This window comes from Micromonospora sp. CPCC 205539, assembly GCF_036906815.1.
GTDB lineage: Bacteria > Actinomycetota > Actinomycetes > Mycobacteriales > Micromonosporaceae > Micromonospora.
In genome coordinates this window covers 24,036-46,372 of record NZ_JBAKHW010000025.1, presented here as the reverse complement: position 1 = coordinate 46,372, position 22,337 = coordinate 24,036, and the positions used below count along the sequence as shown (strand labels likewise).

Below are 22,337 nucleotides of genomic sequence, written 5' to 3'. Positions count from 1 at the left end.
CCGCGCTGCCGCCACAACTGAGGAGCACCAAAAATGCCCACGCCCACCAAGGGCCCCCGCCTCGGCGGCAGCCCCTCGCACGAGCGGCTGATGCTGGCGAACCTGGCCACCGCGCTGTTCCAGCACGGCAAGATCCAGACCACCGAGACGAAGGCCCGGCGGCTGCGTCCGCTGGCCGAGCAGCTCATCACCAAGGCCAAGCGCGGTGACCTTGCCGCTCGCCGGCGGGTGCTGGGCGTCGTCAAGGACAAGGACGTGGTCTACGCCCTGTTCGACCAGATCGCACCGCGGTACTCGAACCGTCCCGGCGGCTACACCCGGATCGTGAAGACCGGTCCGCGCAAGGGTGACAACGCGCCGATGGCGATCATCGAGCTGGTGGAGGAGCTTCAGGTCGCCGAGCCCAAGGTGAACAAGAAGACCGCCGCCCGCAAGGCCGCGCAGCAGGACAAGGTCGAGGCGCTCGCCCCGGCCGAGGAGACCCCGCAGTCGGCCCAGGCCGACCAGGACTCCGAGGCGCCGGTGTCGGCGTCCGGTGACACCGACGCCGCCCGCGAGGACAGCGACGAGGCCACCGAGAACAAGGCCTGATCTAGGGCAACGTCGGGCCCGGCACCCCATCGGGGTGTCGGGCCCGACCCGTAACTGGAGGTACGAGTGGACGAGCGGATCCGGCTACGGCTGGACGTCTCGTACGACGGCACCGGCTTCTCCGGCTGGGCCGCCCAGCCGACCCGTCGTACGGTCGCCGGGGTGCTCGCCGAGACCCTGGACCTGGTCCTCGGCGCTGGTACGGCCACCGGGTTGACCGTGGCCGGGCGGACCGACGCTGGGGTGCACGCCACCGGGCAGGTCTGTCATCTGGACCTGCCCGCCGAGGTGTGGCGGCAGCATGAGGAGCGGCTGCTGCGCCGGCTGGCCCGGCTGCTCCCGACCGACGTGCGGGTACGGGCGATGACCGAGGTCCCGGTCGACTTCGACGCCCGGTTCTCGGCGACCTTCCGACGCTACGAGTACCGGGTCACCGACGCCCGCTTCGGTGCCGAGCCGCTGCGCCGGCACGAGGTGCTGGCCTGGACGAGGCCGCTGGAGCTGGCCGCGCTGAACGCGGCGGCGGCCGGCCTGGTCGGCGAGCACGACTTCGCCGCGTACTGCCGGCGCAAGGAACACGCGACGACGCTGCGCGAGGTGACCCGGCTGGACTGGCGCCGCGACCCGGACGGCCTCCTGGTCGCCACCGTGCAGGCGGACGCGTTCTGCCAGGCGATGGTGCGCAGCCTGGTGGGGGCCATGCTGGTGGCCGGGGACGGCCGCCGCCCGGTGGAGTGGCCGGGCAGCCTGCTCGACCGTCGGGACCGGTCCAGCGAGGTGACCGTGGCGCCCGCGCACGGGCTGACCCTGGTCGCGGTCGGCTACCCGGCCGATCCGGCGGAGTACGCCCGCCGTGCCGACCTCACCCGCCGCCTGCGGGTCCCGGTCGAGGGCTGAGCCGCCGGTCCGGCGATGCGGTGGGTCAGTCGTTCGGCAACTCTCCGTTGTCGGGGCTGCCGCTCTGGGTGCCGCTGCGTTCCGTCGGGCCCGCCGTGGGTTGCCCGGCCGTGCCCCCTTCGGCCCGCCGTTGCAGCACGCCCCGGCTGAGGTGCAGCTCGATCATGTCGAACAGGATCTCCCGGATCTTGGCATCGCCCGACTTGACCGCGGCGCCGTCCGCACTGACCACCAGCGCGTACGCCAGGTAGTGACCCCGCACCTGCCAACCGACCCGGGCTGGCGCCGTGGTCACCACGTTGGTGCCGTCACCCGCGGCGTAGCCCCGGAAACGCCCCTGCCGCTCGTCGAGCAGGGGCCGGATCCGGTCCCGGGCCCGTTCCGCGCTGACCTTGTCGGTGAGGTTGAACAGCCCGGCGGTGACCAGGTGGTCGCCATCGGGAGTCCGCAGCGTGGCCCGGACGACCTGGTTGCAGCCCAGGCGGACCAGCAGGTCGGCCACCTCGCCGGTGGCGGCGATGGCGCAACTGCCGCTGGAGTGCGTCTTGAGCACCTGGTAGCTCTGCTGCCCGGCGGCGACCACCAGCTCCTTGCCGGGGAAGAGCTCCTTGGCGGTGAGCGGAGCCTGATCGGTGTCCCGGGAGTCGAGGTCCTGCCGATGCTCCGGCTCGGCGGCGGACGGGGCGGCGTTCGGCTGGTGTGTCGGGTTGGTCTGCGGCTGCGGGTCCCGGTCCATCAGGACCGCCGCGGCGCCCAGCCCGCAGAGCGCGAGCAGGACGAGGACGGCCGCGCCGCCGATCAGCACCTGCCAGAGCCGGCCGCCTCCGCGCTGGGTGGGCGGCTCGATCGGCTGCGACGAGGTGTAGATCTGGCTACGCGGCGCGGCGACCGGAGTATCGGCACGGGCCGGCGGCTCGGATGACGGCAGGGCGATCTGGTTCGTCCGACGCAACGTCGGCGCGGGGAAGCGTGACGGAGAGGGCCCGGCCGGCGGCGGCGGGCCGGCGCCGAGCACCAACGGGTCGGGCCCGGGATCCGGGTACTCCACGAAAGCGTCCTCATCGGACTCGTACCGATACACCATGTCGCCTAGAGTAGGAGCCATTGTCCCTTTAGGGGGTAATAATGGGAAATGTGCGCGTGGGTGGTGTCGTGGCGTACCCGGGCCGGTGCGAGAATTGCGGCGTGACCGGCGACCACTACTTCACCGCTCAGCCCGCCAGCGACGCCTCGGCGCGCGAGGTCGAGTTCTCCGTCGCCGGCCGCGACTACCGGCTCGCCTCGGCCGGCGGGGTCTTCTCCGCCACCCGCCTCGACCCGGGCACGGCGGTCCTGCTGCGCAAGGCCGAGCTGCCGACCGCCGACACCACTGGTGAGCTGCTCGACCTCGGCTGCGGGTTCGGGCCGATCGCGTGCGTGCTCGCGGACGTGGCACCGGCGAGCACCGTCTGGGCCGTCGACGTCAACGCCCGGGCCCGCGAACTGACCGCCGCCAACGCCGCCCGGGTCGGCGCTGGCGATCGCATCCGGGTCAGCGCTCCGGACGACGTTCCGGAGGACCTCCGCTTCGCCCAGCTCTGGTCCAACCCGCCGATCCGCATCGGCAAGGACGGGCTGCACGACCTGCTGCTGCGCTGGCTGCCCCGGCTCGCCCCGGACGGCGTCGCCTGGCTGGTGATCGCCCGGCACCTCGGTGGCGACTCGCTGCACCGTTGGTTGACCGACCAGGGCTGGCAGGTCGAGCGGCACGCCAGCCAGAAAGGCTTCCGGGTGCTGCGGGTCACCCGGTAATTGGATGTCCCCCCGGCGCTGACTGGGGCAGGATCCCGGCGTGGGATACGTGGACGTGGCAGCGGTCGGGCACATTCTGCCCGACGGTCGGGAACTCTTCGCCGACGTGTCGTTCCGGGTCGGTGAGGGGGCCAAGGTCGCCCTGGTCGGGCCGAACGGCGCGGGAAAGACGACCCTGCTGCGGATGGTCGCCGGTGACCTGCCGGTGCGTACCGGCGCGGTCGCGCGGGCCGGCGGGCTGGGCGTGATGCGCCAGTTCATCGGCATGATCGGCGACGAGTCGACGCTCGCCGACCTGGCGCTGTCGCTGGCCCCGCCGGCCGTGCGCGAGGCCGGCCGCCGGCTCGCCGAGACCGAGGCGGCCATGCGGGTGGCCGAGGTCCGCGGTAAGTACAGCACCGCCGCCGGCAAGGCGCAGTTGGCGTACGCCGACGCGCTCGCCGCCTGGGGCGAGGCCGGCGGGTACGACGTCGAGGTGCTCTTCGACACCGTCACCACCATCGTGCTCGGCCTGCCCTGGGACAGCGCTCGTGAACGGCCGGTCCGCACCCTCTCCGGCGGGCAGCAGAAGCGCTTCGCGCTGGAGCTGCTGCTCCGCGGCCCGGACGAGGTGCTGCTGCTCGACGAACCGGACAACTTCCTCGACGTGCCCGGCAAGCGCTGGCTGGAGGCGCGGCTGCGGGAGTCGACCAAGTCGGTGCTCTACGTCTCGCACGACCGGGAGCTGCTGGCCCAGTCCGCCGACCGGGTGGTCGCCGTGGAGGGCGGCAGCGCCTGGGTGCACCCGGGCGGCTTCGCCAGCTGGTACGAGGCGCGGGTGGCCCGACATGCCCGCCTCGACGAGCTGCGCCGCCGGTGGGACGAGGAGCACCAGAAGCTGCGCGAGCTGGTGCTGATGTACAAGCAGAAGGCGGCGTACAACGATGGGCTGGCCTCGCGCTACCAGGCCGCGCAGACCCGGCTGCGCAAGTTCGAGGAGGCCGGGCCACCGCCCGTACCGCCGAAGGATCAGGACATCCGGATGCGGCTGACCGGCGGACGGACCGGCAAGCGCGCGGTGATCTGCGACAAGCTGGAGCTCGACGGCCTGACCTACCCCTTCGACCTGGAGATCTGGTACGGCGACCGGGTGGCGGTGCTCGGCGCCAACGGCACCGGCAAGTCGCACTTCCTGCGGCTGCTGGCCCGTGGCGGCACCGACCCCGACCCGGCCAACGGGCCGGTCGACGGCGCTGCCGCGCTCGCACCGGTGGCGCACGACGGCACGGTCCGGCTCGGTGCCCGGGTCCGCCCCGGGCACTTCTCGCAGACCCACGACCGACCGGAGCTGACGCCCAAGACCCTGGTCGAGATCCTCTGGCGGGGTGACGAGCACCGGACCGGGATGGACCGGAATGCGGCGATGGGGGTGCTCAGCCGCTACGAGCTGGCCGGGCAGGGTGACCAGCGCTTCGGCACCCTCTCCGGTGGGCAGCAGGCCCGATTCCTGGTGCTGCTGCTGGAGCTCTCCGGGGCGACACTGCTGCTGCTCGACGAGCCCACCGACAACCTCGACCTGGCCAGCGCCGAGGCGCTGGAGGCGGGCCTGACCGCGTTCGAGGGGACGGTCATCGCCGTCACCCACGACCGCTGGTTCACCCGCTCGTTCGACCGGTTCGTGCTGTTCCGGGGCGACAGCGAGGTGGTGGAGACGCCGGAGCCGGTCTGGGACGTCGGGTGATCCGTCCCTCGGCGACCGGCCGCCGAGCCGGCATAGAGTGGATCTCGTGACTGAAATGACCTATCGCCGGCTGGGCGACTCCGGGCTCGTGGTGTCCGTGGTCGGCATCGGCTGCAACAACTTTGGCCGCAAGCTCGACCTCGACGGCACCCGCGCGGTGGTCGACGCCGCCCTGGACGCCGGGATCAACCTGTTCGACACCGCCGACATCTACGGAGAGCCGCAGGGCGCCTCCGAGGAACTGCTCGGGCAGGCGCTGAAGGGCCGCCGGGACGACGTGGTGGTGGCCACCAAGTTCGGCATGGACATGAACGGCCTCAACGGGCCGGACCACGGCGCCCGAGGCGCCCGGCGGTACATCGCGCGGGCGGTGGAGGCGTCGCTGCGGCGGCTGGGCACCGACCACATCGACCTGTACCAGATGCACGAGCCCGACCCGGGCACCCCGATCGACGAGACCCTGGCCGCCCTCGACGACCTGGTCCGCGACGGCAAGGTCCGCTACCTGGGCAACTCCAACTTCGCCGGCTGGCAGATCGCCGACGCGGACTGGGTCGCCTCGTCCAACGGTCGGGCCCGCTTCATCAGCGCGCAGAACCACTACAGCCTGGTGGAGCGCTCGGTGGAGGCCGAGGTGATCCCGGCGTGTGAGCGGTTCGGCCTCGGCATGCTGCCGTTCTTCCCGCTCGCCAACGGCCTGCTCACCGGCAAGTACAAGCGCGAGGGGCAGCCGCCGGCCGGCAGCCGGCTCTCCGGCGGTGGCCGGTACGCGGAGCGGCTCGCCGCAGCCGACTGGGACACCATCGAGGCGATCGAGGCGTACGCGGCGCAGCGGGGGCTCACCATGCTCCAGGTCGCGATCGGCGGGCTGGCCGCCCAGCCCGCGGTGACCTCGGTGATCGCCGGCGCCACCACGCCCGAGCAGGTGCACGCGAACGCCGCCGCCGGCACCTGGGAGCCCACCGACGAGGACCTGGCCGCGCTGCGCGACGTTCTCTGATCGTCGGGCGGGCGCCCGCCGGCAGGTGATCCACTCGCGTTCCCTGAAGTCGGGGTGTCTGGACGACAGGACACCCCGACTTCAGGGATAACGAGTTGATCAGTCGCTGCTGCGGCGGCGGCCCAGCAGCATGCCCGCGCCCATCGCCGCGGCAAGGAGCGCGAGGCCCGCCGCCGCGACCGGCCACCACCAACCGTCGCGGTCGGCCGTCGGCGAGGGCGAGGGCGAGGGCGATCGCCGGGGGGCCTGCGCCTGCGCCTTCGCCTGCACCGTGGCGGTGGCCTCGCCCTGGTGCGGAGCGGGGGCGTTGACCTTCACCCGCCAGCTGCCGGCGGAGAGCAGCGAACCGCTGGTGTAGAAGCCCTGTCCCTCCGGTGCCGGTGCGAGTTGCACCGGTCCTACCTTCTGCCCGTCCGGGCCGGTGGCGGTGAGGACCAACCGCACCTCCCTGTCCAGCCGGCGTCCGTCGGCGTAGGTGGCCTGGATGGTGACCCCCTCAGCCCCGTCGCCGGCCACCGCCAGTTTGAGTCTGTCGGCCTGCGCGCCGGCCGGCGCCGCGGACACCAGGGTCAGGGCCAGCCCGGCGAGGACGGCGGCCAACACCTTGCGGACTCGCGCCACGGACATCTCCTCACTACGGATGAGGGAGGCCCCCCCCCGACGCCGCAGCGTCGGGGAGGGGCCTCGTCGGATCAGAGCTGGCGACCGGGTGCGAGCCGGGTGGCGTCGCCACCGAGCCGTCCGGTGCCCTTGACCGATTCGCCGTCGTTCGCCCGTACGCCGGCCTTGCTGGCCGTACCGCCGAGCCGGACGACCATGGCGTCGGCGTCCCGGACGAGGACGTCCCGGATCTCCGCCTCAGCCACCAGGGTGGTGTCGGCGGCGAGCGTGCGGAAAGCGGTCAACTGCTTGATCGCCTTGTTGTCGTTGCCGGCCGCCTCGGCCTGACGGGCCGCGTCGAGCTTCACCGTCAACTGCTTGTGCGCCTTGGCCGAGAGCCGCCCCGTCGCCTTGAACCGGTCCAGCAGGTTCTGCAGGTCCCGGAACGAGGTGGTGACGAAGAACCGGACCGCCGAGGTGGTGGTGTTGCCCGCCTTGTCGGTGGCGGTGACGGTCAGCTCGTGCAGGCCGAGTGGCAGCTCGTACATGGCCTGCAGGGTGCCGCTGGCGTACGGACGGCCGTCCAGATCGCCGACCACGCTGGCGATGCCGGAGGTCGGGTCGACCGCCTGCCAGGACACCCGGACGTCCTGGCTGTCCCCGTAGAGCTGGCCGTCCGCGATCCCGGACACCAGCAGCGTCGGCTTGGTGCCGTCGATCCGCAGCACCGCCGACTTGAGCGTCTCGGCGTTGCCCGCCTTGTCGGTGGCCCGGAACAGCAGCTCGTGCTGCCCGTCACCGGTCACCTCGACCGGTGCCGTGTACGGCGTCCACGCGCCACCGTCGAGCGACCACTCCACAGTCCTGACCCCGGCCCCGGCGTCGGTCGAGGTCAGCACGACCGGGATCGTCCCGTCGTGCCAGCCGGCGTCGTTCGCGGGCGCAAACGTCGCCGAGGTGACCGGCGCGGTGGCATCGATCTTGACCGGGATGGTCTTCGTCGACTCCACGTTGCCCGCCTGGTCCGTCGAGCGGAACCGCAGCTCGTGCTCGCCGTCCCCACTGATCGCCACCGGAGCGGTGTAATCCGTCCAGGTGGTGGCCCCGTCCAGCTGGTACGCCGTACCGGCCAGCCCGCTGCCGCCGGCCTCGTCGGCCCCGGTCAGGGTGACCGTCACCGGGCCGGTGTACCAGCCGTCGGTCGGGGTGTCGGAGACCACCGAGGTGGTCACCGGCGCGGTCTGGTCGGCCGCCTGTGCGGTCAGCCGGAAATAGTCGAACCCGGCCGTCTTCGAGGCGGTCTGGTTGGCGCCGAGGGTGAACAGCCCGACCTTCGGGGTGGCCCCGACCGCGCTGTTGGTGAGCGTGGTCAACGCCGTCCAGGTCGTCCCGTCGGCCGAGTACGACGCCGTGAAGGTGTCGCCGCTGCGGGCCAGCCGCAGGTGCCACACCGAGGCGGTCAGGTTGCCCGCCTCCGGCTGCGGGTTCTGGACGGCCCCGCCGATCTCGCTGCGGAACTCGATCCGCCGCGTCACCGGCTGGCCGACCTGGTTGTCCGCGATGTAGTCGAACTTCAGGTAGTTGTCGTCGTCCGCCTGCACGATCAGGCCGGCCTGCTGGTACTGCTCGTTCAGCAGGCTGCCGTCGACCTTCGTCTCCAGGGTCCAGTCGCCGGCCGGCGCGGTCTGGAGGATGAAGTTCTTCGGCCCGGTGTTGTCGGTGCCGTAGATGTCGCCGTTCGGCACGTCGACCCGCAGCGCGCCACCGGTGACCCGGTAACCGTTCGGGTCCTCCCGCAGGATCGCGTTCCACCGGCACTTGTCCAACGTGTCGCCGGTGAACTCGTCCGACGGATCGACCGGCCCCGCCGGAGCGTCCGGCGAGATCTGGAACCAGTCGAAGGTCGTGTCGACCACGGGCGCCTCGGTGCCGCCGTTGAGCGCGAAGAGCCCGATCCGCGGGTTGGTGATGCCGGCGAGATCGGCGGACCGACCGACCGGGGTGAAGGTCTGCCCGTCGGCCGAGACAGCGGCGGTCAGGTTCGTCCCGTCGCTGCTGATCCGGAGTTGCAGGGTGTCGCCGGCGGGTGCGGCGACGCTGTCGGCGGCCTCGTTGCGAGGGCTGCCGGCCGTCTCCCGGATGAACTCCACCCGACGGCTGTCCGCGTAGAGCAGATCCAGCTTGGCGTAGTTGTCGTCGTCGCCGTACACCAGCAGACCGGCCTGCTGGTAGTTGGCCGTCACCGGCAGGGTGAGCCGGGTGGTCACCTGCCAGGCGCCGGCGGGGGCCGGCTGGAGCACCAGGTTGGTGGCGTCGTTGCGGGCACCGTAGAGGTCACCCACCGAGGTGGGCAGCCGCAGCGCGCCGCCGGAGACCGAGTGGAGCTGGTTCTCCCGGACCACGGTGGTCCACCGGGCCCGGTCCAGGCTCGTGCCGGTGAAGTCGTCCGAGCGCGCCCCGAAGCAGGACGTGTTCGGCGCCTCGATGCGCACCGGCACCGTGGCGTACGACTTGGCACCCTTGCTGTCGGTCACCGTGAGGGTGGCCGTGAACGTGCCCGGACTGGTGTAGGTGTGGCTGGCGTCCACCGTGGTCGCCGTGCCCCCGTCACCGAAGTCCCAGGCGTACGTCAACGGGGTGTCGCCCTCGGCGTCGGTGGCCGTGCCGTCGAAGGCGACGGTGACCGGCGCGGTGCCGGTGGCCGGGGTGGCGGTGGCGGTCACCGCCGGCGGCGCGTTCTCGGTGACGCCGCGGCCGATGAAGTCCATCCAGTTGACGTTGAACAGCGAACCCGCGCCGCCGTTCGGGTCGCGGGCCACGAAGTACAGCGTGCCGCTCCCGGCGCCGGTCACCGGCGCGGTCACGTCCGTGTACGTCTGCCAGCCGCCGGTGCCGGGGACGGTCGCCGAGGCGACCAGCGGTCCGTCGACCGCGCCGACGTGCACCTCGACCCGACCACCGGTGCCGGCCGAGGCGGCCCGGAAGCGGACGGAGGTGATGTTGGTCAGGTCCGCCGGGGCGAGCGACCACCAGTCGCCGTCCTCGATGAATCCGATGTTCTGGCCGCCGCCCGCGGTGTCGGTGGAGGTCTCCCGCTGTACGCCAGGATCACCGCCGCCGGTGTTCACCGCCGCCCGTCCGGTGGCCGTGAAGTACTCGGCCTGCTTCCGCTTGGGCTGCAACTGCTCGATGGCCCGCCCGGTGAGCGGTCCGGCCCCGCCGGTGCCGCCCTGGTCGGTGTAGGTGGCCTCGAAGACGGCGAAGACGTTCGCCTCGGCGCCGTGCCCGGAGGCGAGCGACGTCTGGACGGTGCCGGTGCAGCCGGTGTGCTGCTCCAGCGGGTGGGCGTGCTCGTCGTGGCCGAGCAGCACCTGGAGCTGGACCCGGCCGCAGTCGATCTGCCCGTCCTCCGGGTCGGTCACCGAGATCGTGTAGCGGACCTGGTCACCCCAGTCGAAGAAGCCGCCGTTCGGCGGGAACTCGATGGTCACCGTCGGCGCGGTGTTGCCCACGGTGATCGGCACGTTGGCCACCGCGGTCCGGCCCTTCGGGTTCGTCACGGTGAGCTGGGCGGTGTAGCTGCCCGCCGTGGCGTAGGTGTGCGTCGGGTTCGCGTCGGTGGAGGTCTGCCCGTCGCCGAAGGCCCACGCGTACGTGAGCGCGCCACCGTCCGGGTCCCGGGAGCCGGCACTGGAGAAGGCCACTGTCAGTGGTGCCGGCCCGGAGGTCGGGTTGGCGGCGGCCACGGCGATCGGTGCTCGGTCACCGGCGATGTAGTCGATCCGGTAGACCCCGGAGTCGTCGTTGTTGCCGCCGAAACCGGTGCCCCACTCGATCAGGTAGAGCGCGCCGTCCGGGCCGAACTCGAAGTCCATGGGCCGGATCAGACTCATGCCGGTGAGCAGTTGGTTGATGTCGACCAGCGACCTGCCGTCACCGGTGACCTGCATGGTGTACATCTTCGACTGGTTCCACTCGCCGAAGAGCGCCTTGCCGTCGAAGTACGCCGGCCACTTCCGGTCGGACGCGAGGTCGGCGTCGTACCGGTAGACCGGGCCGGCCATCGGGGCGCCGCCCCCGCCGATCTCGGGGAAGAGCGGGTTGCCGCTGTAGTCGTAGTCGACGGTGGCGGGGATGACCGGCGGCAGGTTGGTGAGCCCGGTGTTGTTGGGCGAGTTGTTCACCACCGCCGCGCAGTCGAATTTCGGCCCGCTCGGGCCGGACGGGAACGGGTAGTCGTTGTAGGCGTAGTTCGCCCCGGTGCAGTACGGCCAGCCGTAGTTGCCGGGGGTGCCGACGATGTTCCACTCGACCGTGCCCTCGGGGCCACGGTTGGGGTTGTTGGCAGCGGCGTCCGGCCCGTAGTCGCCCACGTACAGGGTGTTGGTGCCGGGGTCGATGCCGATCCGGAACGGGTTCCGGAAACCCATCGCGTAGATCTCCGGCCGGGTCTTCTCGGTCCCCGGCGGGAAGAGGTTGCCCTCCGGGACCGTGTACGTCCCGTCGTCCTCCGGGTGGATCCGGATCACCTTGCCGCGTAGGTCGTTGGTGTTGCCGGAGGTGCGCTGCGCGTCGAAGTCCTGCCGGCCGGGGCGCTCGTCGATCGGGGTGAACGCGTCCGACTCGAACGGGTTGGTGTTGTCCCCGGTGGCCAGGTAGAGGTTGCCGTTCCCGTCGAAGGTCATGCTGCCGCCAGCGTGGCAGCAGGTGTTGCGCTGGGTGTCGACCCGCAGCACCTGCTTCTCGCTGGCCAGGTCGATGGTGTCGCCGGTCACCGTGAACCGGGACAGCAGATTGCGGGTGACCCCGTCGTTCGGCGCGTAGTAGAGATACACCCACTTGTTGGTGGCGAAGCCCGGGTCGAGTCGGATGCCGATCAGGCCGTCCTCGTTGCCGGTGAAGACGTCCAGGTCGGCGGCCGTGACGGTGCTGCCGGTGTCCGGCTTGACGATCTGCACCCGGCCGTCGCGCTCGACGTAGAAGACCCGGCCGTCCGGGGCGATGTCCAGCTCCATCGGGTTGCTGGTGTTGCTGTCCAGCGTGACCTTCTCGAAGCTGGCGGTCTTCGAGGCGCCGCAGTCGGCGTCCGCCACACCGGCGGCGGTGCGGATGCCGCCGAGCAGGTGGCCGAGGAACGCGGGGTCGGCGTACGACTCCGGGGTGTGCCCGCCGCCGGTGTACCAGGAACGGCCGCCGTCGAAGTCCTGGCACCAGGAGGTCGGGTGGTCGGCGCCCATCGCGCCGGCGCCCGGTGCGTAGCTGGTCTCGTCCAGGCTGGCCAGCACGTGCACGTCCGGCCGGGGGTTGGTCTGGAAGTTGTACCACTCGTCGAACCGGGACCACCGGTCCGGCAACTCGGCGGTGGACGGGTGGGCGTGGTCCTCCACCTTGACCGTGGCCTGCTGGTTCGCCGGGTGGCTGGCGAAGTACGCGCCGACCAGGTCGCCGTACCACGCCCAGCTGTACTCGGTGTCCGAGGCGGCGTGGATGCCGACGTAACCGCCGCCGGCACGGACGTAGCGCTCGAACGCGGCCTGCTGATCGGGGTCCAGGACGTCCCCGGTGGTGGAGAGCCAGATCACGGCCCGGTAGTTCGCGAGGTTGGCGTCGGTGAATACCGCCCCGTCCTCGGAACTGTCCACGGTGAATCCGTTGGCGGTGCCGAGCTGTTGGATGGCGGCGAGGCCGGCGGGGATGGAGTCGTGCCGGAAACCGGCGGTCTTCGAGAAGACCAGGACGGAGAAGGGGTCGTCGGCGGCCTGAGCAGCCCGGGGCGGCGCCGGGGCGATCTGCGCCGCCGGGGCGGCCTGTGCGGCCGGTGCGGGCTCTGCGGTTGCCGCCTGCGCGGGCGGCCCGACGAGGGTCGTCGAGGCCAGGGCCAGGGAGATCAGGGTCGCGGTGATGGGTACGCGGGCACGACGGGATGGGGACACGCCGCCTCCTATGTCGCGGTGGACAGGATCGCGGGGGCCGGCTCGCCGAAGACCGTCCCAGATGGAGCCGGTGGGGCCACCGTGCCAGGGCGTCCACGCCAGCATTTTGTCGAATCGCTGAACAAATTAATTCGACTGGATCAATGTCCGGCAAGATGCTGGCGGATAACGGTTCTGCAACGGCGGGCGACATTCGGAACAGGACCGCATGAAGCGCCCTGCGCGCGGCGAGCCACCTCCGCCACCGCCCCCCGCCTTGGCAGTCCGGCTCTTCTGTCGTACGGTGACACGCAAGTAACCCACGGGAGCCCGGTGTACCGGGCTGAGAGGGGGGCTGACAGCCCCCGACCGTCGAACCTGATCCGGGTAATGCCGGCGCAGGGAGGAGCGTTGCCGTGCCGTCCCTTGGGCGATTGCATCTGATCACCGACACCCGACCCGGGCGCGATCCGCTCACCGTGGTCCGGGCCGCCCTCGCGGCGGCCCGCGCCGACCTGGTGGTGCAGGTCCGCGTCGAGGACTCCGCGACCGACCGTGAGGCGTACGAGCTGGCCCGCCAGGTGCTGGCTCTCTGCACGGCGTACGGGGCGAGTTGCCTGGTCAACGACCGGCTGCACGTGGCACTGGCGGTGGGCGCCGCCGGCGGGCACATCGGGGCCGACGACCTGCCGGTCGCCGCCGCCCGCCGGGTGCTCGGCCCCACGGGCGTGCTGGGCGCCACCGCCCGGGCGCCGGGCACAGCGGTCGAGGCGGTCGCCGCCGGCGCCGACTACCTGGGCGTCGGGCCCTGCCACGCCACCAGCACCAAATCCGGGCTGCCGGACCCGATCGGCCCGGCGGGGGTACGCGCGGTGGCCGAAGCGGTCGACGTCCCGGTGATCGCGATCGGCGGGGTGACCGCCGCTCGGGTGCCGGCGCTGCGGGCCGCCGGGGCGTACGGGGTGGCGGTGGTCGGTGCCGTCTCCGCTGCCGCCGACCCCGCCCGGGCCACCGCCGAGCTGCTCGAGGCACTGACGTGCTGAGCGGCCGGTCCCCGTCGACGCGATCCAGCGACCGGGCCCGGCCCGACGTCGCGGTGGTGGGGGCGGGCCCGATCGGGCTGGCCATTGCCTGGCGCTGTGCCGCCCGAGGGCTGCGGGTGGTCGTCCACGACCCGGCACCCGGCTCGGGGGCGTCGGCGGTCGCCGCCGGCATGCTCTCCCCGGTCGCGGAGGCGTACTTCGGTGAGCACGAGCTGACGTCGCTGCTGCTGGCGTCCGCCGCCCGCTGGCCGGCGTTCGCCGCCGAGCTGACCGAGGCGACCGGCGTCGAGGTCGGCTACCGCACCGAGGGCACGCTGATGGTCGGGCTGACCGGGGACGACCTGGCCGAGGCGCGCCGGCTCTGGGCGTACCAGCAGGGGTTGGGTCTGCCGGTGACCCCGCTGCGCCCCACCGAGCTGCGCGACCGCGAGCCGGCGCTCGCACCACGGGTGCGCGGCGGCGCGCTCGCGCCCACCGATCACCAGGTCGATCCACGGCTGCTGGTGCCGGCGCTGCGCACGGCCGCGCAGCGGGCCGGCGCGGTGCTCGTAGCGCAGGCGGTGCACCACCTCGCCGACGTGGATGCCCAGGTCATCGTGGTCGCCGCCGGCTGTGGCGCCGCCGCCCTCACCGGCCTGCCGGTGCGGCCGGTCAAGGGCCAGATCCTCCGGCTGCGCGCGCCCGGCGGCGTCGCGCCGGGCTTCCGGCACGTGATCCGGGGGTACGCCGACGGCGAGCCGATCTACCTGGTGCCGCGCGTCGACGGTGAGGTGGTGCTGGGCGCCACGGTCGAGGAGCGGACGGACACCTCGGTGACCGCCGGCGCGGTGCTGCGCCTGCTCCGGGCCGGTGTCGATCTGCTCCCCGAGCTGGCCGAGTACGACCTGGTCGAGGCGGTCGCCGGACTGCGTCCGGGCACCCCGGACAACGCGCCCATCCTCGGGCCGCTGCCCGGTCGGCCGGACGTGCTGGCGGCCACCGGGCACCACCGGCACGGCATCGTGCTCACCCCGGTCACCGCCGATCTGATCGCCGACCTGGTGACCACCGGCGTGCCCGATCCGCTGCTCGCGCCCTTCCGGCCCGACCGTTTCCTGGCGGACCTGGTGGATGGTGGCGGACCTGATCACACGATGGAGGGGGAGCGGTGGAGTTGATCGTGAACGGAGCCGGGCGCAGTGTCCCGGGTGGCGCGTCGGTGGCCGACCTGGTCCGCGACATCACCCCGCAGCAGCGTGGGGTGGCGGTCGCGGTCAACGGCGAGGTGGTGCCCCGGACCGGTTGGCCGGTCACGGTGCTGTGCGACGGGGACCGGGTCGAGGTGCTCACCGCGGCGCAGGGCGGGTGAGCGGCGTGTCGTTCGAGCTGGGCGGGGCGACGTTCACCTCGCGGCTGATCCTGGGCACCGGTGGGGCCGCGAACCTGCACGTGCTGGAGCAGGCGATCCGGGCCTCCGGCACCGAGCTGGTCACCCTGGCGCTGCGCCGGGTGGACACCGCTCCGGGCTCCGCCGGTGGGCTGCTGGACCTGCTCGACCGGTGCGGGGTACGGCTGCTGCCGAACACCGCCGGCTGTCACACCGCGTCCGACGCCGTGAAGGTGGCCCGGCTGGCCAGGGACGCGTTCGACACCGACTGGATCAAACTGGAGGTGATCGGCGACGAGCGGACGCTGCTGCCCGACGGGGTGGAGCTGCTCCGCGCCGCCGAAGAGCTGGTCGCCGACGGCTTCACCGTCCTGCCGTACACCAGTGACGATCCGGTGCTCGCCCGCCGGCTGGCCGACGTGGGCTGCGCCGCGGTGATGCCGGCCGGCGCGCCGATCGGCTCGGGGCTCGGCATCGGCAACCCGCACCACATCCGGCTGATCCGGCAGGGCGTGGACGTACCGGTGATCCTGGACGCGGGCATCGGCACCGCGTCCGACGCCGCCCTGGCCATGGAGTTGGGCTGCGATGCGGTGCTGCTGGCCAGCGCGGTCACCCGGGCCGCCGACCCGGTGGCGATGGCCACGGCGATGCGGTACGCGGTCGAGGCCGGCCGTCTGGCCGCCGGCGCCGGCCGGATCGCCCGCCGCTTCCACGCCCTCCCCTCCACTCCGGACGAGGGAAGACCCGACCTGTGACCCCGCCGTCGGGTGTCGTCGTGTTGACCGATCGACTCGTCGCGCGGGGCGGGCTCGACCGGGTCGTGGCGGGGGCCGTGGCCGGGGGAGTGCGCTGGGTGGTGCTGCGGGAGAAGGACCTGCCCCGCGCCGAACGCGTCGCCATCGCCGCCGACCTGCGCGTGATCCTCACCGCAGCCGGCGGAACCCTGATCGTGGCCGGCCCCGACCCGCTCGACGGCGACGCCGTCCATTTACCGGCGGCCGGCCCCTACCCACCACCGACCCACGCACTGGTGGGCCGCTCCTGCCACAACCAGGCCGAACTGAACCGCCTGACCACCGAGCACTACGCCACCGTCTCCCCGGTCTACCCGACGAAGTCGAAGCCCGGCTACGGCCCGCAGTTGGGCGCCGACGGCGTAGGCAAGCTGATTCGCAGAAGCCCGGTACCCGTCCTGGTGCTGGGCGGCATCGAAACCCCCGAACAGGTCACCACCTGCATCAAGGCGGGAGCTAGCGGAGTGGCGGTGCTCGGTGCGCTCATGCGAGCCCAAGACCCCACGGGATTAGCGACCACCCTGACGAGGGCCTGTCAGGAGGCGTCAACCCCGTCGATGTCAAGCCGGCACCGACCGACGGAGGTCCCCAGGTCAGGGCTGCGGCCGACCGTGCCCACGCAGGGATCAAGCCTGACCGCCGGGAGTGGGCACGGCCGACCGCAGCCCGAAACCGCAACCAGAAACGGCCCGCCGCAGCCCGAAACCGCAACCAGAAACGAGGGGCAGTGACACCGCGCACCATCCTCACCATCGCCGGCTCAGACTCCGGCGGCGGTGCCGGCATCCAGGCCGACCTCAAGGTCTTCGCGGCGCTCGGCGCGTACGGCACCAGCGTCCTCACCGCGGTCACCGCACAGAACACCCGGGGCGTGGACGCCGTCCTGCCGCTGCCCCCGCGCACGGTCGTCGAGCAGTTGGACAGTGTGCTCGTCGACTTCACCATCGGCGCTGTGAAGACGGGAATGCTCGGCACCCCGGCCGTCGCCGACGCGGTGGCCGAGGTCGCCCGGGACGGCCGGCTGCCGCAACTCGTCGTCGACCCGGTACTGGTCGCCACCAGCGGTCACCGACTCGGCGTGGTCGGGGCGGTCGAGCGGCTGCTCCCGTACGCCAAGGTGGCGACGCCGAACTGCGCGGAGGCTGCAGCCATCACCGGACGCCCGGTGGACGACCTCGCCGGGATGGTCGTGGCTGCCGAGGCGCTCGCGGCCGGCGGCCCGGACCACGTGGTGGTGACCGGCGGCGACCTGGACGGCGACGAGTCGGTGGACGTGCTGCACGGCGGCGGCGTCACCACCCTGTTGCGCGCCCCCCGGATCGCGACCCGCCACACACACGGCACCGGGTGCTCGTTCTCGGCGGCGATCGCCGTGCGGCTCGCGCTGGGTGATCCGGTGCCGGCGGCGGTCGGGGCGGCCAAGGAGTACGTGCTCCGCGCGCTGACCGGCGCGCGGGGTTGGGAGCTGGGAGCGGGCCGAGGGCCGCTGGACCACTTCGGCTGGTCCGCTTGATCATCAGGGAGGCTGTCATGCACGCACGAGGCAAGGTGTACGTCGAGGGGTCACGGCCGGATGTCCGGGTGCCGTTCGCCGAGGTGGCGCTGACCGGCGACCATCCACCGGTGCGGCTGTACGACACGTCCGGCCCCGGCTCGGACCCGGAGGTGGGGCTGCCGCCGTTGCGCGGGCCGTGGATCGCCGAGCGGGGTGACGTCGCGCCGGCGCGGGGTGCGGGCACGCCGCTGGTCGGGGTGGGCGGGCGGCGGCCGACCCAGCTCGCCTACGCGCGGGCCGGCGTCGTGACGCCGGAGATGGAGTTCGTGGCCGTTCGGGAGAACGTCGATCCGGAGCTGGTCCGGACCGAGATCGCGGCCGGCCGGGCGGTGCTGCCACTCAACATCAACCACCCGGAGTGCGAGCCGGCGATCATCGGCAAGGCGTTCCTGGTCAAGGTGAACGCCAACATCGGCACCTCGGCGGTCAGCTCGTCCGTCGCGGAGGAGGTGGAGAAGCTGACCTGGGCCACCCGTTGGGGTGCGGACACCGTGATGGACCTCTCCACCGGCAAGAGGATCCACGAGACCCGCGAGGCCATCGTGCGGAACTCGCCGGTGCCGATCGGGACGGTGCCGATCTACCAGGCGCTGGAGAAGGTCGGCGGCGACCCGGTGAAGCTGAGCTGGGAGGTTTTCCGGGACACCGTGATCGAGCAGGCCGAGCAGGGCGTGGACTACATGACGGTGCACGCCGGGGTGCTGCTGCCGTACGTGCCGCTGGCGGTGGACCGGGTGACCGGGATCGTCTCCCGCGGTGGCTCGATCATGGCGGCCTGGTGCCTGGCGCACCACGAGGAGAACTTCCTCTACACGAACTTCGCCGAGCTGTGCGCACTGATGGCCCGCTACGACGTGACCTTCTCTCTCGGCGACGGTCTGCGGCCCGGCTCGATCGCCGACGCCAACGACGAGGCGCAGTTCGCCGAGCTGCGCACCCTCGGTGAGCTGACCAAGGTCGCCTGGGAGTACGACGTCCAGGTGATGATCGAAGGGCCTGGGCATGTCCCGATGCACAAGATCAAGGAGAACGTGGACCTTCAGCAGGAGTGGTGCCACGAGGCGCCGTTCTACACGCTCGGCCCGCTGACCACCGACATCGCGCCCGCGTACGACCACATCACCTCGGCGATCGGCGCCGCGATGATCGGCATGTTCGGCACCGCGATGCTCTGCTACGTCACCCCGAAGGAGCACCTCGGCCTGCCGGACCGGGACGACGTGAAGGCGGGTGTGATCGCGTACAAGATTGCGGCGCACGCAGCGGACCTGGCCAAGGGCCACCCCGGCGCGCAGGCGTGGGACGACGCGCTGTCGAAGGCGCGGTTCGAGTTCCGCTGGGAGGACCAGTTCAACCTTTCGCTGGACCCGGAGACGGCCCGCTCGTACCACGACGCCACGCTGCCCGCCGAGCCGGCGAAGACGGCGCACTTCTGCTCGATGTGCGGCCCCAAGTTCTGCTCCATGAAGATCACCCAGGAGCTCAAGGAGTACGCGGCCCGCGGCATGAAGGACAAGTCGGAGGAGTTCGTGACCGGCGGCGGCCGGGTCTACCTGCCGCTGGCCTGACCAGTCGCTCCGGCGCTAGCCGTGCGTCGATCGAGCCGGTAGGCCGACCGAGGGCGACCCGACGAGTCGCCGGGCAGGCTCACTCGCGGTGGTGGCGACCGGTGGAGCGCAGCGAACGGCGGCCGCTCTCCTGCTCCGGCTCGTTGTCCAACACCGGCTTGCTCAGCCCGGCGACCCAGTCGACGTACTCCTCGTCCTTCGCCGGAAGCGTCTCCGGCTCGTCCGGCGCGGCCGGGGTCTCCTCGCCCGCCCGGGACCGGTTGCGGCGGAACAAGCCGAGCGGACCCCGCCGGGAGGGCGGCTCCTTCTCGTCCTTCGCTGCCGGCGCGGTTGGTTCGGTGGCGGGGCTGCCCCGCTCACCGCTGGCAGCGTTGTCGACGCGGCCCGTGTCGACGCTGGCAGCGTTGTCGACGCTGCCCGTGTCGATGCTGGCAGCGCCACCGCTGGCAGCGTCGCGAGACGTGCCGGCCTGCTCGGGAATCGCGGTCGAGGTCACCGGCTCGACCGGCTCACTCAGGTCGGGCTGCGCCGCCTCGGCGCTCTGGCCCGACGCTCCGGTCAGTCGTCGCCATCGAGCGGCCATCCGGTCCGGAGCGCTGCGAGGCCGAGCTGGTGAGGCGGGTTCCATCGCGCTCGACGATCCGGCGGGAGCTGCCGAGGCGTCGGTGGAGGCCGGGTCGCTCGGAGCGGTCCGGGGGGCGATGCTCGAGCTGTCCTGCGTACCGGGGCCGGCGCGGTGGGCGTTGCCGAAGGCGTCCCAGGTGGCGGCCCGGCTCAGGTCCGGCAGTGGTGCCCGGTGCCGAGGACGGGGCGTCCAGTCGGTCGGCTCCTCCGGCCCGGCCGGGGTGTCCGATGCCGCCGACTCGGGGCCGTCGGCCTGTTGCGACGCCGTCGACGAGGGGGTGACCGGCCAGGCCGGTGGTGCCGGGGCCCAACGGTCCGCCTCTGGTTCGTCGCGCGGAGCCGCCCCGAACAGCGGGCCAGGACCACGGTTGGGCCGCCGCCACCCGATGTCGCTGGTGCGGTCGGTCCCGTCCGCGACTGCCGACGCGGCGTCGTCGGCGGTGAGCGCCGCCCCCGGGTCGGATGTCGGGCCGCCGAGGCCCGGAGTGGATCCGGTGCCGGCGGCCGGGGTCGTCGGCGTGGTCCGGGTACTCCGAGCGAGCCTGGTGCTCGGGGCTTCGATGCCGGGCTCGGTCGCCGTGCCGTCGGTGGGCTTGGCCGGTTTGGCGGCCTTCCTGGCGCGGCCGGCGGTCGTGCCCGCAGCGATGGCGTCGGTCCCGGTGGCTGCCGGGTCGACGACGCTCGAGGTCGAGTCGGTGGGGGCGCGCCGGGCACCGCCCGGCGCGGAGGAGCGTGGCACACCGGTGATCGAGTCGGGCGTGCCACTCGGTGCGGTGCCGGTGGAGGCGGCTTCCGTGTGGGACGGCGGCGTGTCGCCGGCCTGGTCCGACGTGGCGGCGGTCGGGGTGACCTTCGGCTTGCGGGCCCGACGCGGCTTGGGCGCCGGCCCAGCGGCCGTGCCGCTGGCCGCGCCGTTGTCGCTCACCGCGCCGTTGTCGCTCACCGCGCCGTTGTCGCTCACCGCGCCGTTGTCGCTCACCGCGCCGTTGTCGCGCACCGCGCCGTTGGTGCTCGCGGCGCGGCTGGTGCTCGGCGTGCCGTTGCCGCTCAGCGCGCCGCTGTCGTTGGCGGTGCCGTTGGTGCTGGCCGCGCCGTGGTCGCTCACAGCGCCGTCTGTGCTCGCCGCGCGGCTGGTGTTCGCCGGGCTGCTGGCCGCCGTCGCGCTGGTGTTCGTGGCGTCGGGGTCGGTCGGGTGGGTCGTGTTGCCCGTGACCCGCGACGCGGAGCGGCCCGGGCCGTCCCTGCCCGGCTCGCTGGTCGGACCGGCGGTCGAGCCGGCCGTGACGGCGGTCGGGCCGTCTGTGCCGGTCGTGACGGCGGTCGGGCTGTCTGTGCCGGTCGGACCGGCTGTGGCGGCGGTCGGGCCGGCCACGATGTCGACGGCCTGCGAGGTGGAATCGCTCGGGGTGGTGATGTCGCTGGTGGTTGCCCGGGCCGACTTGGCTGGGCGGGGCACCTCGGTGCCGGCCTTTCGGAGCGCGCGGAGAGGCCAGGGGGCTTCAGCGGGCTTGATCGGCTGCTGGGTGGTGGCCGGCGCCGGCGCGGTGCCCGCCGGGGCGACAGCAGGACCCGCGCCGGCCTCAGTAGCCGGGCCGGGGCGGTCAGCCGCGTTCGGCCCGCTAGTCGTGCTGGCGGCGGCCGTTCCGCCGGTGGTCGTGCCGTCGGTGTCCCGTGCCGCTTCGTCCGCGTGGTGGTGGGACCAGTCGACCTTCGGCCGGGCCGGGTCGGCGCTGGCCGAGCTGCGCTGGCCGATCGCCGTGCCCGCAGGCCAGTCCCAGTGCGCCGGGGCGATGCGGAAGGCGTCGGTCCCGTCAGCGGGGCGTGGTCCCTGCCCGGCGTCGACCAGGTCCGCGCCGGTGGCTTCGGCGGCGTCCCGCTGGTCCGGCGTCGTTGCCGAGCCGGTGCCCGGCAGGGCCGGACCGGCGGGCAGCGGAGGCAGGATGGTGGTGGGCTCGATCGCCCCCGGCTCGGTGGTGCGGCCGGCAGGCCAGCGCAGCAGGGCGGCAGCGGTCGCACCGAGCGCGCCGGCGAGGACGCCGATCAGTGCGCCGTAGTAGGGCGTGGTCTGGTAGCGGTCCACCGCGTCGCCGGGGCCGGCGGTCAGGTAGGCGAACGCCACCAGCACCGGGCCGGCCACACCGGTGGCCGCGCTGACCAGAGGGATCTGACCGCGCCAGCGGGCCAGGCCGGCGGTCGCGGCACCGGCGAGCAGCGCGGCCATGGGCAGGAGGAGCAGCGCGAGTCGTTGTGCCACGTCCGCGTCCAGCCAGCTCGGCTCCAGCACGCCGAGCCGCACCGTGGGTAGCGGGCCGGTCGTGCCGAGCGACGGCAGGACGGAGATCAACGCCAGCAGCCAGATGGCACCGGCCACGGCCGCCATGTTCCAGCCCAACTCGGGCCGGAGGAGGACGGCGATCGCCGCGCCGGCCCCGATCACCGCGCCCAGGACGGCGCAGATGCCGACCGCCCAGACCGGGTCGACGGAGATCAGCTCGGCAGCCCGGGCCGGCTGCATGCAGAGCGGGGCGACCGCAGTGGCACCGAGCGCGGCCGCGCCACCGACAGCCAGTTGCCGGCCGGTGCTGGCCGGCAGGGCGTCCCGCCGGGCCAGGCGTCCGGTCAGGACGGCGCCGGCCACGGCGGCGTTCGCGGCGAACCAGCCCACCCAGACGAGCTGGGCGGGCCACTGGTTGACGGTCGTGCCGGTGAAGGCGCCGGTGAGCCGGACGATGCCGAAGCCGTACGCGACGCCTAGCTGGCCGGCTCCGGCCAGCACGCTCACCCCAAGCGCCGTGAGCAGCAGTCTGCCCCAGGTCCGAAAGGCCATGTCCGGCACGTTACGCACCCGGTCCACCGGATCGCCACCGGCGCGC

Annotated in this window: 16 protein-coding genes and 1 riboswitch; of the genes, 12 read left to right on the top strand and 4 right to left on the bottom strand. The window is 72.9% G+C overall.

Translation table 11 applies throughout. From position 1 onward, the window contains the following. The first annotated feature begins 33 nt into the window (after positions 1 to 33). Together rplQ and truA are read left to right on the top strand one after the other, a co-directional pair. Positions 34 to 591, top strand: a complete 558-nt coding sequence (rplQ, locus tag V6V47_RS21385; RefSeq protein WP_334630090.1) for a 50S ribosomal protein L17 — start codon at positions 34 to 36, stop codon at positions 589 to 591. A 66-nt stretch (positions 592 to 657) separates the two neighbouring features. Continuing rightward, positions 658 to 1,488: a tRNA pseudouridine(38-40) synthase TruA gene (gene truA / locus V6V47_RS21380; protein ID WP_334630089.1), complete on the top strand. Its 831-nt coding sequence runs from the start codon at positions 658 to 660 to the stop codon at positions 1,486 to 1,488. Between the two features lie 25 nt (positions 1,489 to 1,513). On the opposite strand, the gene V6V47_RS21375 is transcribed toward truA, so the two are convergent. Beyond that, positions 1,514 to 2,572 (bottom strand): hypothetical protein, encoded by a 1,059-nt coding sequence (locus tag V6V47_RS21375; protein WP_334630088.1) that lies wholly within the window; start codon positions 2,570 to 2,572, stop codon positions 1,514 to 1,516. Positions 2,573 to 2,673: 101 nt separating this feature from the next. On the opposite strand from V6V47_RS21375, the gene V6V47_RS21370 reads away from it, so the two are divergent. The 3 genes from V6V47_RS21370 to V6V47_RS21360 are packed head-to-tail and all read left to right on the top strand — an operon-like array spanning position 2,674 to position 5,999. Further along, positions 2,674 to 3,279 (top strand): class I SAM-dependent methyltransferase, encoded by a 606-nt coding sequence (locus V6V47_RS21370; RefSeq protein WP_334630087.1) that lies wholly within the window; start codon positions 2,674 to 2,676, stop codon positions 3,277 to 3,279. A 40-nt stretch (positions 3,280 to 3,319) separates the two neighbouring features. Then, positions 3,320 to 4,999: an ABC-F family ATP-binding cassette domain-containing protein gene (locus V6V47_RS21365; protein WP_334630086.1), complete on the top strand. Its 1,680-nt coding sequence runs from the start codon at positions 3,320 to 3,322 to the stop codon at positions 4,997 to 4,999. A 37-nt stretch (positions 5,000 to 5,036) separates the two neighbouring features. Further along, on the top strand, positions 5,037 to 5,999 hold the full coding sequence (locus V6V47_RS21360) for an aldo/keto reductase (RefSeq protein WP_334630085.1): 963 nt from the start codon (positions 5,037 to 5,039) through the stop codon (positions 5,997 to 5,999). 99 nt (positions 6,000 to 6,098) lie between these two features. Here V6V47_RS21360 and V6V47_RS21355 read toward each other — a convergent pair whose 3' ends face one another. Both V6V47_RS21355 and V6V47_RS21350 read right to left on the bottom strand, forming a co-directional pair. After that, positions 6,099 to 6,626, bottom strand: a complete 528-nt coding sequence (locus tag V6V47_RS21355) for a hypothetical protein (RefSeq protein WP_442934279.1) — start codon at positions 6,624 to 6,626, stop codon at positions 6,099 to 6,101. 65 nt (positions 6,627 to 6,691) lie between these two features. Further along, positions 6,692 to 12,532: a ThuA domain-containing protein gene (locus V6V47_RS21350; protein ID WP_334630083.1), complete on the bottom strand. Its 5,841-nt coding sequence runs from the start codon at positions 12,530 to 12,532 to the stop codon at positions 6,692 to 6,694. Between the two features lie 291 nt (positions 12,533 to 12,823). Continuing rightward, positions 12,824 to 12,933, top strand: a riboswitch (TPP riboswitch). Here V6V47_RS21350 and thiE point away from each other — a divergent pair. From thiE to thiC, 7 genes are all read left to right on the top strand, one after another. Further along, the gene (gene thiE / locus V6V47_RS21345; protein ID WP_334630082.1) at positions 12,928 to 13,554 is read left to right on the top strand and encodes a thiamine phosphate synthase; all 627 of its coding nucleotides are present in this window, start codon (positions 12,928 to 12,930) and stop codon (positions 13,552 to 13,554) included. (Overlaps the previous riboswitch by 6 nt.) Next, positions 13,551 to 14,711: a glycine oxidase ThiO gene (gene thiO / locus V6V47_RS21340; RefSeq protein WP_442934281.1), complete on the top strand. Its 1,161-nt coding sequence runs from the start codon at positions 13,551 to 13,553 to the stop codon at positions 14,709 to 14,711. The genes thiE and thiO overlap by 4 nt, the downstream gene beginning before the upstream one ends. Then, positions 14,702 to 14,902, top strand: a complete 201-nt coding sequence (gene thiS, locus V6V47_RS21335) for a sulfur carrier protein ThiS (protein WP_334630080.1) — start codon at positions 14,702 to 14,704, stop codon at positions 14,900 to 14,902. The genes thiO and thiS overlap by 10 nt, the downstream gene beginning before the upstream one ends. Then, positions 14,899 to 15,678 carry a thiazole synthase gene (locus tag V6V47_RS21330; RefSeq protein WP_334630079.1) on the top strand — a complete coding sequence of 260 codons (780 nt, stop codon included), beginning with the start codon at positions 14,899 to 14,901 and terminating at the stop codon, positions 15,676 to 15,678. Before thiS ends, V6V47_RS21330 begins: the two co-directional genes overlap by 4 nt. Continuing rightward, positions 15,675 to 16,448 carry a thiamine phosphate synthase gene (locus tag V6V47_RS21325; protein WP_334630078.1) on the top strand — a complete coding sequence of 258 codons (774 nt, stop codon included), beginning with the start codon at positions 15,675 to 15,677 and terminating at the stop codon, positions 16,446 to 16,448. The genes V6V47_RS21330 and V6V47_RS21325 overlap by 4 nt, the downstream gene beginning before the upstream one ends. Next, positions 16,445 to 17,230 carry a bifunctional hydroxymethylpyrimidine kinase/phosphomethylpyrimidine kinase gene (gene thiD, locus V6V47_RS21320; protein WP_334630077.1) on the top strand — a complete coding sequence of 262 codons (786 nt, stop codon included), beginning with the start codon at positions 16,445 to 16,447 and terminating at the stop codon, positions 17,228 to 17,230. Before V6V47_RS21325 ends, thiD begins: the two co-directional genes overlap by 4 nt. Before the next feature lie 17 nt (positions 17,231 to 17,247). Next, entirely contained in the window at positions 17,248 to 18,840 is a 1,593-nt protein-coding gene (gene thiC / locus V6V47_RS21315; protein WP_334630076.1) for a phosphomethylpyrimidine synthase ThiC, read from the top strand. A gap of 79 nt (positions 18,841 to 18,919) precedes the next feature. Here the strand turns inward: thiC and V6V47_RS21310 are convergent, their stop codons facing one another. Next, positions 18,920 to 22,291, bottom strand: a complete 3,372-nt coding sequence (locus V6V47_RS21310) for a hypothetical protein (RefSeq protein WP_334630075.1) — start codon at positions 22,289 to 22,291, stop codon at positions 18,920 to 18,922. Positions 22,292 to 22,337: the final 46 nt, after the last annotated feature.

What these genes read in the sequence shown, in the direction of transcription:
- rplQ (WP_334630090.1), top strand. Translation starts at nt 34, where the DNA reads ATGCCCACGCCCACCAAGGGCCCCCGCCTCGGCGGCAGCCCCTCGCAC.
- V6V47_RS21375 (WP_334630088.1), bottom strand. Translation starts at nt 2,572, where the DNA reads ATGGTGTATCGGTACGAGTCCGATGAGGACGCTTTCGTGGAGTACCCG.
- V6V47_RS21355 (WP_442934279.1), bottom strand. Translation starts at nt 6,626, where the DNA reads ATGTCCGTGGCGCGAGTCCGCAAGGTGTTGGCCGCCGTCCTCGCCGGG.
- thiC (WP_334630076.1), top strand. Translation starts at nt 17,248, where the DNA reads ATGCACGCACGAGGCAAGGTGTACGTCGAGGGGTCACGGCCGGATGTC.
- V6V47_RS21310 (WP_334630075.1), bottom strand. Translation starts at nt 22,291, where the DNA reads ATGGCCTTTCGGACCTGGGGCAGACTGCTGCTCACGGCGCTTGGGGTG.